This window comes from Mycobacterium sp. 1165178.9 (assembly GCF_001673555.1).
Lineage (GTDB): Bacteria > Actinomycetota > Actinomycetes > Mycobacteriales > Mycobacteriaceae > Mycobacterium.
In genome coordinates this window covers 1-15218 of record NZ_LZMB01000217.1, presented here as the reverse complement: position 1 = coordinate 15218, position 15218 = coordinate 1, and the positions used below count along the sequence as shown (strand labels likewise).

At 67.9% G+C, this 15218-nt stretch carries 15 protein-coding genes and 1 pseudogene; 5 read left to right on the top strand and 11 right to left on the bottom strand.

The annotated features are described in order from the left end of the window. Nucleotides 1–120, top strand: a pseudogene (locus tag A5652_RS28530) (TetR/AcrR family transcriptional regulator); the annotation flags it as partial. A 5-nt stretch (nt 121–125) separates the two neighbouring features. On the opposite strand, the gene A5652_RS10195 reads toward A5652_RS28530, so the two are convergent. The 3 genes from A5652_RS10195 to A5652_RS10185 all read right to left on the bottom strand — a co-directional run bounded on the left by A5652_RS10195 (nt 126) and on the right by A5652_RS10185 (nt 2710). Continuing rightward, a complete protein-coding gene (locus A5652_RS10195) occupies nt 126–422 on the bottom strand; it encodes a hypothetical protein (RefSeq protein ID WP_067124006.1) in 297 nt (98 codons plus the stop codon). A gap of 20 nt (nt 423–442) precedes the next feature. Then, complete coding sequence (locus tag A5652_RS10190) at nt 443–1969, bottom strand: class I adenylate-forming enzyme family protein (RefSeq protein ID WP_067350117.1); 1527 nt, start codon at nt 1967–1969, stop codon at nt 443–445. A gap of 198 nt (nt 1970–2167) precedes the next feature. Then, the gene (locus tag A5652_RS10185) at nt 2168–2710 is read right to left on the bottom strand and encodes an isoprenylcysteine carboxylmethyltransferase family protein (RefSeq protein ID WP_067350114.1); all 543 of its coding nucleotides are present in this window, start codon (nt 2708–2710) and stop codon (nt 2168–2170) included. Between the two features lie 98 nt (nt 2711–2808). Here A5652_RS10185 and A5652_RS10180 point away from each other — a divergent pair, with 98 nt between their 5' ends. Then, complete coding sequence (locus A5652_RS10180; RefSeq protein ID WP_067350110.1) at nt 2809–3399, top strand: TetR/AcrR family transcriptional regulator; 591 nt, start codon at nt 2809–2811, stop codon at nt 3397–3399. On the opposite strand, the gene A5652_RS10175 is transcribed toward A5652_RS10180, so the two are convergent. The 5 genes from A5652_RS10175 to A5652_RS10155 all read right to left on the bottom strand — a co-directional run bounded on the left by A5652_RS10175 (nt 3396) and on the right by A5652_RS10155 (nt 8851). After that, the gene (locus A5652_RS10175) at nt 3396–4187 is read right to left on the bottom strand and encodes a crotonase/enoyl-CoA hydratase family protein (protein WP_067350107.1); all 792 of its coding nucleotides are present in this window, start codon (nt 4185–4187) and stop codon (nt 3396–3398) included. The genes A5652_RS10180 and A5652_RS10175 overlap by 4 nt on opposite strands. Before the next feature lie 140 nt (nt 4188–4327). Next, the gene (locus A5652_RS10170) at nt 4328–5737 is read right to left on the bottom strand and encodes a wax ester/triacylglycerol synthase family O-acyltransferase (protein ID WP_067350104.1); all 1410 of its coding nucleotides are present in this window, start codon (nt 5735–5737) and stop codon (nt 4328–4330) included. A 43-nt stretch (nt 5738–5780) separates the two neighbouring features. Further along, nucleotides 5781–6986, bottom strand: a complete 1206-nt coding sequence (locus A5652_RS10165) for an alpha/beta hydrolase (protein ID WP_067350102.1) — start codon at nt 6984–6986, stop codon at nt 5781–5783. Between the two features lie 168 nt (nt 6987–7154). After that, on the bottom strand, nt 7155–7808 hold the full coding sequence (locus A5652_RS10160) for an SAM-dependent methyltransferase (protein WP_067350099.1): 654 nt from the start codon (nt 7806–7808) through the stop codon (nt 7155–7157). A gap of 314 nt (nt 7809–8122) precedes the next feature. Beyond that, entirely contained in the window at nt 8123–8851 is a 729-nt protein-coding gene (locus A5652_RS10155; RefSeq protein ID WP_067350124.1) for an alpha/beta fold hydrolase, read from the bottom strand. 179 nt (nt 8852–9030) lie between these two features. On the opposite strand from A5652_RS10155, the gene A5652_RS10150 reads away from it, so the two are divergent. Next, the gene (locus tag A5652_RS10150) at nt 9031–9930 is read left to right on the top strand and encodes an alpha/beta hydrolase (protein WP_067350096.1); all 900 of its coding nucleotides are present in this window, start codon (nt 9031–9033) and stop codon (nt 9928–9930) included. Between the two features lie 6 nt (nt 9931–9936). Here A5652_RS10150 and A5652_RS10145 read toward each other — a convergent pair whose 3' ends face one another. The 3 genes from A5652_RS10145 to A5652_RS10135 are packed head-to-tail and all read right to left on the bottom strand — an operon-like array spanning nt 9937 to nt 13515. After that, complete coding sequence (locus tag A5652_RS10145; RefSeq protein ID WP_067350093.1) at nt 9937–11250, bottom strand: amidohydrolase family protein; 1314 nt, start codon at nt 11248–11250, stop codon at nt 9937–9939. After that, nucleotides 11244–12449: a CoA transferase gene (locus tag A5652_RS10140; RefSeq protein WP_067350091.1), complete on the bottom strand. Its 1206-nt coding sequence runs from the start codon at nt 12447–12449 to the stop codon at nt 11244–11246. The genes A5652_RS10145 and A5652_RS10140 overlap by 7 nt, the downstream gene beginning before the upstream one ends. Nucleotides 12450–12495: 46 nt before the next feature. After that, the gene (locus A5652_RS10135; RefSeq protein WP_067350088.1) at nt 12496–13515 is read right to left on the bottom strand and encodes a MaoC family dehydratase; all 1020 of its coding nucleotides are present in this window, start codon (nt 13513–13515) and stop codon (nt 12496–12498) included. A 135-nt stretch (nt 13516–13650) separates the two neighbouring features. On the opposite strand from A5652_RS10135, the gene A5652_RS10130 reads away from it, so the two are divergent. Continuing rightward, nucleotides 13651–14793, top strand: a complete 1143-nt coding sequence (locus tag A5652_RS10130) for an acyl-CoA dehydrogenase family protein (protein ID WP_197513889.1) — start codon at nt 13651–13653, stop codon at nt 14791–14793. A 130-nt stretch (nt 14794–14923) separates the two neighbouring features. Then, on the top strand, nt 14924–15218 hold a 295-nt coding region (locus A5652_RS10125; protein ID WP_197513887.1), incomplete at its 3' end, for a CD225/dispanin family protein.

Genomic DNA, 15218 nt, shown 5'->3' with positions numbered 1-15218 from the left:
CGCTCCACACGCAATGCGGGCCCGCTACACCAGGTGGGCGAGCAGCTCGAATTCTTGATCAAGGCAAAGGAATTCGTTGCCCGGAACAAGATTCCGGGCAAGCAGGGTGCCGCGCGGTGACCCGCTCAGTCGCTGGCCGGTAGCGGCTTGACCTCTTTGAGCTGCAGGGCGGTCTGCCCGATGCTCAGGCTGCCCGCGCCCGGCTTGGTCACCAGCACCTCGGCACCGGTTTCGTCAACGTAGCGCTTGCCCATGACCGTGCCGTCAGCGAACGCCGGGTCCAGTTCGCCCGACCGCTCGCCACCGACCGGCACCATCGGCGCACCCCCGCACCGCAGATCGTCCAGGCTGTCGGCACTTCTGACGACGATCACCTGCGTGTCACAGACCTGGCTGGCGAGACGAGTTCCGTTCTTGATCATTGATTTCCGTCCTTGATCGCTTACTGCTGGGCCGGCGCGGCGCGCAATCCGGTCAGGGTCTGGATGATTTCCCGCCGCAAGACCTTGCCGGTGGCGGTGGTGGGCAGCTCGTCGCGAAACACTACCTCGTCGGGAGTGCGCGATCCGCGCAAACTCTTGCGGACGAAGTCGCGCAATTCTTCGGGGTCGGGGTCGGTGCCCGCCGCGGGTACCACCACCGCGACGATCGCCTGGCCCCACTGCGGATCCTCGACACCGACCACGGCGACGTCACGCACGTGCGGGTGCTCGACCAGAACCTCTTCCAGCTCGGCGGGCGCGATGTTCTCGCCGCCGCGGATGATCGTGTCGTCGCTGCGCCCGCCGATGAACAGGTAGCCCTCGTCGTCGAGCATGGCGATGTCCTTGGTGGGAAACCAGCCGTTTTCATCGAGCACCGAGCCGATCCCGGTGTAGCGGCCCGACACCTGCTCTCCGCGCACGAACAATTCGCCGGTCTCACCCGGCGGCAGCACGTTGCCGGCCTCGTCGCGGATCTGCAGCTCGATGCCCGCCACCGCTCGACCCACCGATCCCAGCCGGCGGGCGACATCGGGCCCATCCGCCGCTTGCGCCGCGCGATGGTCGTCGGGCGTCAACACCGCGATCGTCGAGCTGGTCTCGGTCAGGCCGTAGGCGTTGACGAAGCCCACATCGGGCAGCAGCTCGAGGGCACGACGGACCAGCGGCAGGCCGACCTTGGAGCCGCCGTAGGCCAGGTTGCGCAGCGACGGCAGCTCGATGGCCGCCCCGTCGCCGTTCTCCAGCACCGTGACGATGCGGTCCAGCATGGTCGGCACCACCGTCGCGGTAGTCACGTTCTCGGCCTGGATCAGCCGAACCCATTCCTGCGCATCGAAATTCGGCAGGTACACCATCTTGCGGCCGGCATAGAGATTCGACAGCGCGGCGCTGACCCCGGCGATGTGATACGGCGGCACGCAAATCAGGGCGGCGTCGGTCTCGGAGGCCGCCCCGAATTCCACCGTCCCCGTGACGTAACTGGTCAGGTTGTTGTGCGAGAGTTCGACGGCCTTGGGCTGCGACGTGGTGCCCGAGGTGAACAGCACGACGGCGACGGAGTCCGGGTCGGGGAACACGAGACTTTCAGTGGCGGGTTCGGCGGTGCGCGCGGTCGCCAGGAAGTCGTCGGAGACGATCACGTTGTCCGTCGCCCCGCCGACCGCGTCGCGGTAGCGGCTGTCGACGATCACCAACGGCTCGGGTAGCCGCTCGATCAGCGCCTGGATGCCCTCCGCCGAGAGCCGGTAATTGATCGGCGTGAAGGCCACCCCGGCGCGCGCCGCGGCGAAGATCAGCACCGGCAACATCGCGCCGCCGGTGCCCACGTACGCGACGTGCTTGGCGTTCGATGCGGCGATCACCCCCGCGCCACCGTCGGCGAGCTCGCTGAGCTGTTGTGTTGTCAGCCGCAAGTCTCCGGACACGACCGCCGTGCGCTCGGCGTTGCCCGATGCGGCCATCTCCAGCAGCAACGAAATGCTCATCCTCGATCTTTCTGGATTCCGGGCCTTTACAAATCTCGCCTGCAGTGTAACCCAGCCGCGTTGTCCTCCGATGCCGAGCTTGCCGCGTAACAGGCGCCCTGGTCACGACGGGTCCGTCGGCGCTGATGGCATGACCGTCTGACCCCTCGTCGGCGGGGATGGGACAGGAAAATCAGTGCCGGGCGCTCCGCCACCGCCTCAGCGACGAACGGGCGGATCCCAGGCCGACACTCGCGGGATCCAGCGTGGCACGTTGGCCCGATAGGCGACGTATTCACCGCCATAGCGCTCGGTGAGATGGGGCTCCTCCCAAAACCGAATGGCGATCGCCTGGAACGTGAAAAAGATTGCGAACCAGAGCAATAGCGAGCCCGATGCGGCGACGGCCGCCTCGCCGAGCAGGATGCACAGCACACCGGTGATCATCGGGTTCCGCACGTGCCGGTAGGGGCCCCGCACGACCAGATGCACCGGCTCTCCCATCACATTGCCCAGCCCGAGCGTCCCCTCGCCCACTCGGTCGAACAGCACGTTTGTCCAGATCATCAGGGCCACGCCTGCGGCGATCAGCAAGGAGCCGACAGTGATCAGCCCGGCCGTCAGCGCGGCATCCAGGTGCGGCGCGCGCACGCCCGCCGGGAAGACGATCAGGGCCGGCACCACGAGCGTCACCGTCACCGGGAACAGCAGGACGGACATCAGGTGTCGCCACCAGAGGCGTCGTCGCGTGCTCGTCACCATGGAAGACCTCCTCCGTCGAATACTTCAACCTCCGTTCAACAACTAACCTACGCCGCACGACGGCATTTGCCAACGCTTGTTGAAGTATTCTGGCGGGCATGCCAGGAGCGCGGCGCGCCGGCCGGTGGCGGACCGGTCAACTGAACCGCCAGCGCATCATCGACGCGGCGCGCGAACGCTTCATGCGCGACGGGTACGAGCGGGCTACGGTCCGCGCGATCGCGGCCGACGCCGGTGTCGACGTCGCGATGGTCTACTACTTTTTCGGCAATAAGGACGGCTTATTCACCGCGTCCACACTGACCGGTCCCGAGCATCCGTTGCACCAGCTGGCCACGCTGCTCGACGAGGGCACCCAACGAATCGGCGAGAGGCTGGCGCGGCGCTTCCTCGAGCACTGGGAGGAAGGCGCCGTCTTCGAGCCGTTCCTGACGCTGTGGCGTTCGGCGGCGATCCACCCCGAGGCGCGAAAGGTGTTGCACGACAGCCTCGCCGGCCCAATCGCCACGCGGGTCGCGGGGGAATTCGGGGTGACCGACGCGCAGCTACGGGTCGAGCTGGTGGCCAGCCACCTGGCCGGGCTCGCATTCGCGCGCTACCAGCTGAAGATAGAGCCGCTCGCGTCGACCACCGTCGAGGACCTGGTCGGCTGGCTGGGGCCGACGCTGCAGCGCTACCTGACCGATTAAGTGCCCGTCCACTTCGGTGGGCGCTTCTCCGCGAACGCGATGGCGCCTTCCTTGGCGTCGTTGGAGGAGAACACCGGAGTCAGCAGCTTGTTCTGCTCGGCGAACATCTCGTCGGGGCTCCAGCCGCGGGACTCGACGATGATCCGCTTGGTGGCGGCCACCGCGAGCGGCCCATTCGCCGCGATCTTTTCGGCCAGCTCGATCGCGGCGTCCAGCGCGGCGCCGGGGTCGGCCAGCACGTTGACCATGCCCAGCGCGTGCGCGCGCTCCGCGCTCAGGTTTTCACCGGTCAGCGCCAATTCCATGGCAATCGCGGACGGGATGCGCTGCGGTAGCCGCAGCAGCCCGCCCCCGCCCGCGACCAGCCCACGCTTGACTTCCGGAATGCCGAACGCCGAGTCCCTCGAGGCCACGATCAGGTCGGTGGCCAGCGCCAGCTCGGTGCCGCCGGCCAGCGCGTAGCCCTCCACCGCCGCGATCAGCGGCTTGACGGGGGGACGCTCGGTGAAGCCCATGCCGCGGCCCTCGACGATGGGTAGCTCGCCGCGGGCGAAGGCCTTGAGGTCCATGCCCGCGCAGAATGAACCGCCGGCCCCGGTGAGGATGCCCACCGAGAGGCCGGTCTCGTTGTCGAGCCGATCCACGGCGGCGGCCAGTCCATTGGCCACCGCGGAGTTGACCGCATTCTTGGCCTTCGGCCGGTTGATCGTGATGATGAGGATTCGATCCCGTTGTTCGACCAGAACCTCGGGTTCTTCGGTGCCGGCCTCTTGGCTTCCACTGCTCACGGTGCCGCAGCTCCTTACACGGATCGGTGGCTCTGAGATAGCTCCTGTCGGACCGATGGTAACGGTCGGCGGAAATGGCGTTAACGCCCCGGAGAGATTCGGCTTACCGCCGGAGTCGAGCGGCTAGGAATCCGTGACGATCACGCCGGAGCCATCGCAGCTTCGATGACCGTCAGGTTCTCGGAAAGCCCTGCGGCCCTGCGTATCTCGATGAAGTCGGCGACCATGGCCTCGGAAACCTCGTGCGGGTCCTCAAGCGTGGAGCCGTCCGAGAGCACCGAGATGTTGAGCTGATCGACATAACTCCACACGGTGATGTTGAGGCCGCTGCCGGCGGTCAACGGGCCCACCGAATAGATCTCGGTGACCAGGGCCCCGCCCACCCGGCCGTGTTCCCGGGGGCCTGGCACGTTGGAGATGTTCAGGTTGAGGATCTTGTTGTGTCCGTCGCGAGCGGAGGCCCACCGGAAGAAGGCCTGGGTGGGCGCCGGTGGCATGTAGGCCGCCCACCTGCTGACCAGCTCCGGCCCCATCAGCTGGTTGCTTTCCTTGGCGGCGATGGCGTTTTCGTGACAGCACCGCACTCGCTCCAGCGGATCGTCGGAATTGGTCGGCAGACCCACCAGCACGCCGGTGAAGCGATTGCCCGAGATCCGTTCGGGGGAGAAGTCGAAACTCATCGGTACCGACGCCAGCAACGGTTCGGCTTTGCCGTCGTATCGCAACAGCAGGGTGCGCAAGGCGCCGGTCGCCATGGCCAGCACCATGTCGTTGATCGTCGCCCCGAGCCGCTTGCCGGTCTCCTTGACGTCCGCCAACGCCAGGGTGGCGGTCGCGAACCGCCGTTCCGGGGTGATCTTGTGGTTCATGAAGGTCGGCGGCGGCTCGAAAGGCCGCGTCAGTTCCGGGGATAACTTGCGGGAGCTGCGGCGCACCCGGCCCAACCCCTGGGCCGTGTAGCGGATGGTGTGGGGCAACGCTCCGACATGGCGCATGTGGTCGGCGAATGCCGACGTCACCAGTTGCCGCGCGGTGGGAGCCGGGTCGCACACGTACGGCTTGTCCTCCGGACCGGGCTGCAGATCCATGCCCCGGGCCAGCAGGTTCGCCGACGCAACGCCGTCGGCCAGGGCGTGGTGAATTTTGCCGACGACCGCAATCCGGTTGTTAGCCAAGCCCTCCACGAAGTACATCTCCCACAGCGGACGGCTGCGGTCGAGCTGTGTGCTGGCGATTTGCCCGATGGCCTCGTCCAGTTCGCGGCGGCCTCCGGGCGGCGACACCCGCCATGGGCGAATGTGATAGTCCAAATCGAGTTCGCAGTTCTCCCGCCACATGGGGTGGTGTAAGTGCAGCGGCACCTCGACGAGCTGGTAGCAGAACGGATCGAGCTTGTTCAGCCGCCCGGCAATGACTTCGCGAAACGCGTCGATGTCGAACGAGTGCCGATCGACGTCCAGCTCGATGACGGCCGCTTTGATGGTGTGCATGTGGACGTTCGGAGTTTCGCTGTACAGCAGTACGGCGTCCCACCCGCTAAGCCTCTTCACCGCAGCCCCTTGCCCATAGAGGGACCATACTCAGCGCTGGCGGTCAGATAACCTCTTTTGCCCCGACGCGTGTCTTGGTGCGGTAGATCTGGTTGAGGAACAGTGAGGCGACGTGCGCGGCGGCGCCGGCTCGCTCGCCATCGATGAGGTCATACCCGTGGCCGGCGCCGGGGAATTCGAGGTAGCCGACCATCGAATGCGACACCGCACGGAGCCGTTCGACGAAGCTGCGCGCCTGTTCGACGGGGATCACGGAGTCTTTGCTGCCATGTATGACCAGGAAGGGCGGCGCGTTGCGGTGCACACGCGCGATCGGCGAGGCGTCGTGAAAGATGTCGGGGCGCCGCGCAATCGACTTCTTCACCACGACGCGCTCCAGGAACTCGACGAACCGTTCACGCTCCGGCGTCGAGCGGTCCTCCCAGTCGTAGCGGCCGTAGATCCCGACGACCGCGTCCACCGAGGTGTCCGCGCCCTCGGGCAGCTTGCCCTGGAACTGCGGATCGTCGGGGGTGAGCCCGGCCAGCGCGCACAGGTGGCCGCCCGCCGAACATCCCGCTATCGCAACGAAATCGCGGTCGCCGCCGAACTTGTCGACGTTGGCGCGGGCCCACGCGATGGCCGTTTTGACGTCGATGATGTGGCGCGGCCAGCGGTGGTGTGGCGAGACGCGGTAGTTGACCGCCAGGCATACCCAGCCCTGCTCGGCGAGCCGCGACATGAGCGCCGACCCCTGACCCATGCACTTGCCGTGCACCCAGGCCCCGCCGGGCAGGAAGATCAGGACCGGCGCGGGTTGCGCGGGCAGGTCTTTGCGCCGCCAGACGTCAAGCACCTGATCGGGGTGGTCGCCGTAGTGCACCGCGCGGCGGTAGAGATAGCGGCGCTGGCGCAGCCCCTCCCAGATCGGCGGGGTTTTTTCGGCAACGGGCCAGTCCATCTCGAGATCGGCTGCCGACACGACCCCGCGCAACGCAGCGAGGGAGACCTGCTGCGTGCTCTCTCGGTCGCGGCGGCGAACGTCGTTGATTCCCGGCGTGAACCAGTCCTTGGTCGCCGCGGAGATTGCCTCCGGTGCGTGCCGGGCTCCCCAGACACCCATGGCGGTCAAACCACCCAGGGGCTCGAGGTGCTTGCCGACCACGGGTAGCGAAGCCCCCGCCACACTCAACGCCAGCGCATAGTCGCCGGGACGGGCCCGCAGCAACCATTTCACACAATCGGTAATGCCCGGTCCACTCACCGTCATGCAGGGGACTGTACCCCTCACCACGATTCACAAACTGACGTTTCCGTCGAACGGGCGAGGGTGGCGAAGACGCTTTGCCCAATGCGCCCGCTGGAGGCGGTATTTACGCTGTTTGATCCGCTTTTCGCGGTCCTTTGTGGACGATGAATGTTGCTGTGTACGACACGCTTACCTGGCCGTCAGGTCGGCGATCACCCGGCCACCGACAAGGCTGACGCTGGTCAGCGTCAGCCCCACCTGCGCGGCCAGCGCCGCAGCGCTGTCCACCCCGACGGATGCCCAGCGAAACCAGGGCCCGACCTCGCCCGCCGCCTCCAGCCGGACCCATCGCGCACAGATGCCGATGGCCTCGGATTCGAACTCGGCGATGCAACGGCCACCGCGGGCCAGCAGCTCGAAGGCGCGCCCAAGAATCCGGCGTGGATCCCCGCCCAGCCCGACATTGCCGTCGACCAGCAAAACCGTCTGCCACAGGCCCATTCCCGGCAACGGCTCGAACACATCGCCCAACAGGGCCGGCGCACCGCCCCGACCCGCCAGCTGGATCGCGGTCGCGGACCGGTCGATACCGAGCGCGGGGATGCCCCGCTGAACCAGCCTCGCGACCAACCGGCCCGGACCGCAGCCCAGCTCGATTGTCGGCCCGGTGCACATCTGCGTGACGGCTTCGTCGAAGACTTCGTCGAAGGCGCCACCAGATCCATCACCGGGACATCGCACACCCAACCATTTGTGCGCCGGCAGTGGCCGCAGTTCGCCGTCGTCATGACGGATCCAACATCGCTCGCCGCCGAGTGCCCGATCGTAAAGTTGCCCAAGCATTTCACGTCCCTCGCGTCCTGGCCGATCGGGCGGCGTAGCGACGCTCGGTCCCCCGAAGGACGTTGCGGCGACGTACCGGTAAACCCCAACAAGCTGACGGCAAGCACGTGCGCCAGCATTGCTCCGATACCCCGATCGTGGCTCGGCTAATCCATCTCTTGTTCAAGGCCCTTCCTGCGGCTACGTTCTAGCGGCCACGGTGGTTCACTATCGGCGCCGATTAATGGTGGACCGGCCTGGTCGCCGGGCAACCGGGAGCGCCCGAATCGTGGTCACCAGCAGGGTTTTTCGCTGCCCCTGGGTCCTGTCAAGGATCAGCCGAACAAGAATGCGTCCAGCAGCTCATTCACCCGCGCGGGATCTTCCAGCGCCGCGAGGTGGGCGACCCCGTCGAGCACGGTGAAGGACGCGCCCCGGATGGAGTCGGCCATCGCGCGGGTCTCGGCCACCGGGAAGGTGGCGTCTTCCGCGCCGGCGACCACCAGCACCGGGGCCGTGACGCGACCCAGCAGGGCGTGCTGGTCCGGCCGCGCCGAAACCACGCTGCGCACCGCCCAGCGGGCCGAATCCGCGTTCACCGAAGCCACATTGGTCCGCACGGTGTCCACCACGTCTGGGCGCGTGCGCAGCGTCGTAGGTCCCAAGAAGGCCCGGATGGCCGAGCGGGTCAGCGGCGGCCGGATCCCTCCCAGCGCCTTCGCCAACCACACCATGGCCGCATATTGCATCTTCTGCGCGACACCGGCTTTCGAGGCCGTGCAATTCATCAGTACCGCGCGGTCGAGGCGGTCGGGGTAGAGGGCGGCGAATGTGCCGCCGATCATCCCGCCCCACGAATTCCCGACGAAGTGGGCCTTGTCGATGCCGAGGGCGTCGAGCAGGTCGACGACGCAGCGCGCGCAGTCGGTGAAGCCGAACATCGCGCGCAGCGGTGCGCTGCCCCCGTGGCCGGGCGGATCGATGAGGACCAGGCGGTGGGTGTCGCCGAAGCGTGCAGCCTGGCCCGCCCACAGCTCACCCGTCATCAACAGGCTGGGCCACATCAGCACGGCGGGCCCGGTGCCCGCGCTCACCCGCACCCGGATCACCCCGAGAGCCGTATCGACCAACTGCGAAGCCAGCCGGGAATTGTCGGCGGTCACGCTGCCTCCTGAAGTCGTAGCGCGCACGGCGGATCACACATCGCCGTTCATTGATTTTCCGCGTCGGTGATACTGATGCGGTGACGAACAACGATGTTCATCCTGACCTGCGGCGGTTTGCCCGCTTCGCCCCCCGGCGGCTCGTCGGCCCCCGGACCCTGCCGATCATGCGGGTGGGTCACGCCTGGCGGGGGCGCCTCGGCAAGCCCGTCGCCGGCGTCGAGGCGATCACGCTCGATTCCGGGGCCGGCGTTCGGCTGTTCCGGCCCGCCGGGGTCACCGACGCCGCACCCGCGCTGCTGTGGATCCACGGCGGCGGATACGTGGTGGGCACCGCCCAACAGGACGACAGGCTCTGTCGCAGATTCAGCAGGCGCCTCGGCATCACCGTCGCGTCGGTGGATTACCGCCTGGCGCCCGAACATCCCTATCCCGCACCGCTGGAAGACTGCTATGCGGCGCTGGCCTGGCTGGCCGGGCTGCCATCGGTGGACCGCTACCGCATCGCCATCGGCGGCGCCAGCGCCGGCGGAGGGCTTGCGGCGGCCCTGGCCCTGCTGGCCCGCGACCGCGCCGAGGTGAGCCCGGCGTTCCAGCTGCTGACCTATCCCATGCTCGACGACCGAAGTTCGGCCACCGCGCCCAATGCGAACTACCGGCTGTGGGACAATCGCAGCAACCGGTTCGGTTGGGCGGCATACCTGGGCAACGCCGACCCGCAGGTCGCCGTTCCCGGGCGCCGCAACGACCTCAGCGGATTGCCACCGGCCTGGATCGGTGTGGGCACGCATGACCTGTTCCACGATGAAGACCTCGCCTACGCCGAGCGCCTTCGCGCCGCGGGGGTGCCCTGCCAGGTCGAAACCATCCCGGGCGCCTTCCACGGTTTCGACCTCGTCTTGCCGAAAGCCCAAGTTTCCCGGGGGTTTTTCGACAGCCAATGCGACGGTCTCCGGGCGGCGCTGGCCACCGCCGCTTGATACGGGTCACATCGCGAAGTACACCAGCTCACCACCGATGACGGTGGCCGCCACCAGCCCGGCGTCCAAGGCCGCCAGCGCCGCATCCGGCGGCTCGTTCAGCACGCATAGGTCGCCTGCCTGCCCGATTTCCACGGTGCGCGGCCGCCCGGGCTGGTCGGGCCTGCCCAGAAACATCGTCAAAGCCTCTCGCGCCGAGACACATTCGCGTGCCCCCAGCACGGCGCCCTGCGGCGTGGTGCGGTGAACCGCGGCGCGCATCGCCGTCCAGGGGTCGCCGTGTCCGAACGGCATGTCGGTGGACAGCGCGACCGGCACCGCCGCGTTGCGCAGGGAGGCGACGCGCCACAGCTGATCGTGCTCGGCGGCCGGAACTTCGGCGAGGTACTGATCGCCGCGCTCGGCGACGAAGTTGGGCTGCGTCACCACCGTGATCCCGAGCTCGGCAAGGTCGGCCAGGTTGTCGTCGGGCACGACGGCGGCGTGTTCGATGCGGTCCTGCGGATGGCCACCGGCGGCGCGCAGCGCAGCGATCGTGAGCACCAGCTGCGCCGCGGTCACGCAGTGCACCGCGACCGGCTGCCCGCTGTCATGTTGGCGCGCAATCCATTCCGTAAGCGCGTCGAGGTCCAGGCGATCGTCGTGCAGGATCTTCTTGCCCGGTGACAGGAAACTCAGCCGCGGCCGGAACTCGCCGCGCCGGTGCGCCGTCATCAGCGTCACCATGTCATCGGCATCGAGATCGGGGGTTGCGTCGGTGACGCCGGTGACGCCGGTCGCGGTGATTCGGCGGCTCAATTCGGCCAGATCGGTTTCGCGCCGCTGCAGCGCCAACGACCAGCCCCGGTCAGCGCTGCGCAGCCGCCCATCGGGATGTTCGGCGAGGCCGACGCGGCCCAGCGCCTCGGAATTGAGGATCCACAGCGCCCCGCTGCGGTGCTGGATGCGCACCGGGACGTGGGGAACGATGGCGTCCAGGGTGCCCCGATCGAGTTCTCCGGCGACCGAATCGTGGTATCCCACAGCGCGAATCCAGCCATCGGGGCCCGGGGTGGCGTTCGCGAGCAACTGCGTGAGCTGCGATGCGGTGCTCACCCCGGGCGGCCCGACGAAGAACGAATCCAGCGCCGAGGCCGCCGAGCGCACGTGCACATGGTGGTCGTGCAGACCGGGCAGGACGGTGCCGCCGCCCGCGTACAGTACGCCCTCCCCCGCCCGGGGCGCCAGACCCTCGCCCGGCGGCGCCATCTCCTCGATCAGCGCGCCCACCCGGATGTCTGTCGTGGTCCCGTCAAGTAGGGTCGCGCGCTGAATCAGCATGAGGGCACATGTCTTTGGCTTACCAGGTACCGCACTGCCGCGTTGTCGGCGCCAGGCCAGGACGCCTGACGCGACGCCGGCGGGGCCGACGGGGCTGACACCGGTGCCGGCGAGGCCGACGCCTCGACCGGCAGCGCCGCGTAGGTCGCGGCGACCCCGGCCATGGATACGCCGATCAACTCGCCGCCACCGCGGCCCACGGATTCGGCCACCGCCAGCGCTGCCTGCAGGCCGGCCAACGGGTCGGCGATGGCGTCGCCGCAGAACACCGGTCCGTCGGCGCTGGTGCCGACCAGGCCGCCGGCCACCGCGGTGTCGTCCCCGAATCCCGGCCTGTGGCCGTCATATCCGGTGATCTGCAACCAGATTCGGCCCGCACGCGGCGTGACGTCACCGGGTGCGAGCCCACGGCGCGCCAGCGCGGCGGGACGGGAACCCTCGATGACGACGTCGCTGACCGCGAGCAGTTCACGCAGTTCGTCGGCTTGGCTGTCGAAATCAACTTCGTAACATAGCTTTTGGCCGTTGATCCAATCGAAAAAGGCCCGGTTGCCGATCCGCGTACCGTCCGGGCGGCGCGGGCTTTCGACCTTGACGACGGTCGCTCCGGCGCGGGCCAGCAGGTGCCCGCACAGCGGCCCCGCCCACATCGAGGACAGATCGGCCACCAGCAAACCCCGCGGGACGCGCGGCGCCGAACGCGATCCGGCAAGGCGTATCCGCGGCGCCGCGGGTGGGGCCTCGCCCAGGCCCGCAACCGGAAGGTCGAGCAGCCCCGCCCGCTCGACGATCTCCGGCACCGGACGGGTGGCGGCCCAGCGCTGCAACACCGGCCACGGGTCGGCGGACACGTCATTCACCTGGAGCAGCGCCGGGACGGCATCGAGGTCGTCGGCGCGCGAAAGGGTGAGGGCGCAAAAGCCGTCCCGGGCGGGGAACAGGCGGGTGCCGCCGCCCGGCGAGACCCGGCCGCCACGGGTCAGCCCCAGCAGGGCCGCCCGCCCGGCCAGCAGGCTCACCGCATCGACGTCGATGCCCAGTCGGTCGCCGATGGCCGTCGCGACCTGGTGCGCGCGTGCCAGCACATTGGCGCGGGAGAAGTCGGCGGGGCCGTCGGGCAGGCCGGTCAAGTGGGCCAGCCCGCTGCTCCCCCACTCTTTGACCTGCTGGGACTCCCCCGCTGACGAAGCCGAACTCACGCCCCCATTGTGCGCGTGGCTAGCAGTGGAGACCGGCGAACCCCGCTCAGAACTGCAGCGCGTGAAACCGCCAGTCCAGCACCGGACGGTCCGGTTCCGTATCGCCGACCGCATATACCAGCGACCGCAGCCCCAGCACGCCGCCGTGATCGGTCGGCTCGGCGGATTCGACGTGCAGCTCGCTGTACAGGGTGTCGCCCTCGTGCACGGGTCCGGTGTGGTCGCAGGACTGCCAGTTCAGGACGGTGACCAGGTTGGGCAGCAACCTGCTCGCCTGCGCGAACGCCAGCCCGATGGTATGTCCGCCGTACACCAGCCGGCGCCCGCCGATGCGCGAATCATGATGCGTGGCAGCGATATTCAATGTCAGGCGGGCGAGTTCGGCTGCGCTACTGACCACGTCGGCGGTGCTGTGCAACACCGAACCCGCCAGGCCGGCATCGAAGTGCGGGCCGGGCACCTTTTCGCGGAACACCTCACCGTCCCACTGCGCGGTCGGATCGTGGGCCGGGCCGGGCACGTCGGCGCCGACGGCGGACAGGTCGTCGTCCGGCACTGGCCCATTTTGGTCGGGCTGCCAATCCGGGCCGGCGGGCAGCATGCCGCACCGGTAGAAGTCGAGCACCAGCTGATCGGCCTGGTCGATCGTGATCATCCGCAGCGCGACCAGCCCGGTCGGCGCCCGGCCCGGCTTGGGCGAATTCGCGCGCAGCCCAACCACTTCGGTGCGGGTGTAGAGGGAATCGCCGATCACCGGAAACCGGTGGAACACCAGGCCGCGATAGAACAGATTGGCTTTGACCCGCTGGGTCACCAACGTCGATTGCCCGATAGCCACGTCGCACACCAGCCCCGGATGGGCCAGCGGCGCCGGCAGGCCCGTCACCGCTCCGCACAGATCGGCGTCCAGCGCCAGGCGCAACCGGTCACCCACGATTGCCTGGTGAGCGCCGGCCAACCCCGACGACAACGTCATCGACGGCGCCCAGTCGAACACCTGCCCCACCGAGAGGTCGTCGAAGTAGGGCCCCCCGTCTCGAATCCCCGCGTACCCGTCACTCGTCACAACGCCCCATGCTGGCAGGCTGTGGAATCGAGGGTCAACTTCGGATCAGACCCCAACGTCGACGTACTGGTGCCGATTCGCACGCTGTTGCCCATCAAGTCGACGGTCGGCGCAAATCGGGGAGCGTGATCACAGGTGAACGACGAAGAAGAGATGCTGGTCGCCACGGTGCGGGCATTCATCGACCGCGACGTCAAACCGAGCATTCGCGAGGTCGAGCACGCCAACACCTACCCCGAGGCGTGGATCGAACAGATGAAGCGGATCGGCATCTACGGTCTGGCCGTTCCGGAGGAATACGGCGGGTCGCCGGTGTCCATGCCGTGCTACGTGCGCGTCACCGAGGAACTGGCGCGCGGCTGGATGAGCCTGGCCGGGGCGATGGGCGGGCACACCGTTGTCGCCAAACTGCTCACGCTGTTCGGCACCGAGGACCAGAAGCGGACCTACCTGCCGCGGATGGCAAGCGGAGAGGTGCGCGCCACCATGGCGCTAACCGAGCCCGGCGGCGGCTCGGATCTGCAGAATATGACGACCACCGCGCTGCCCGACGCCGACGACCTCGTGATCAACGGATCCAAGACCTGGATCAGCAACGCGCGCCGTTCCGCTCTGATCGCCCTGCTGTGCAAGACCGACCCGGATGCCAGGCCGCGCCACAAGGGCATCTCGATCGCGCTCGTCGAGCACGGGCCGGGCCTGACGGTGTCGCGGGACCTGCCCAAGCTGGGTTACAAGGGCGTCGAATCCTGCGAACTATCGTTCGACAACTTCCGGGCACCTCGGACGGCGCTGCTGGGAGGCGTTGCGGGCGAAGGCTTTTCGCAGATGATGACGGGGCTCGAGACAGGGCGCATCCAGGTGGCCTCGCGTGCCCTGGGGGTAGCCACCGCGGCGCTCGAGGACGCGCTGGCCTACGCCCAGCAGCGCGAGAGTTTCGGCCAGCCCATCTGGCAGCACCAGTCGATCGGTAACTACCTGGCCGACATGGCGACCAAACTCACCGCGGCCCGCCAGCTCACCCGGTATGCCGCCGAGCGGTACGACAGCGGCGAACGCTGCGACATGGAAGCCGGGATGGCGAAATTGTTCGCCTCGGAGGTAGCCATGGAAATCGCGCTGAACGCGGTGCGAATCCACGGCGGCTACGGCTATTCCACCGAATACGACGTCGAACGCTACTTCCGGGACGCACCGTTGATGATCGTCGGTGAAGGCACCAACGAGATCCAGCGAAATGTGATCGCCCGGCAACTGGTGACGCGCGGTGGGATCTGAATCGACCCGCCAATCTTTCGGCCCGAGAACGAAATTTGGGAGTATATTTACCTGACTTCTCCGGCGGGCAAACCGTTATGGAAGTAAAGCTGTTCGCCAGCCGAGGGAATTAGAGGGAAAGGCAGCCGCCATGAGTTATCCTCCCGTGCCGCCCGGAGGTTCGCCAGGACCTGGGCAGCAACCGGAATGGCAAGGCCAACAACCGGAATGGCAGGGCCAGCAGCCCGCCGGCTGGCAAGCTCAGCACCCCCCGGGATGGCAGGGCCAACCACCGGCGGCGGGATGGCCCGCGCAACAACCGGGATTGCAGGAGCCCGATAACTATCTGGTCTGGGCGATCCTGTGCACGGTGCTGTGCTGCCTGCCGTTCGGGATCGTGTCGATCGTCTACTCCAACAAGGTGTCCGGGCTGTGGGCCCAGGGCC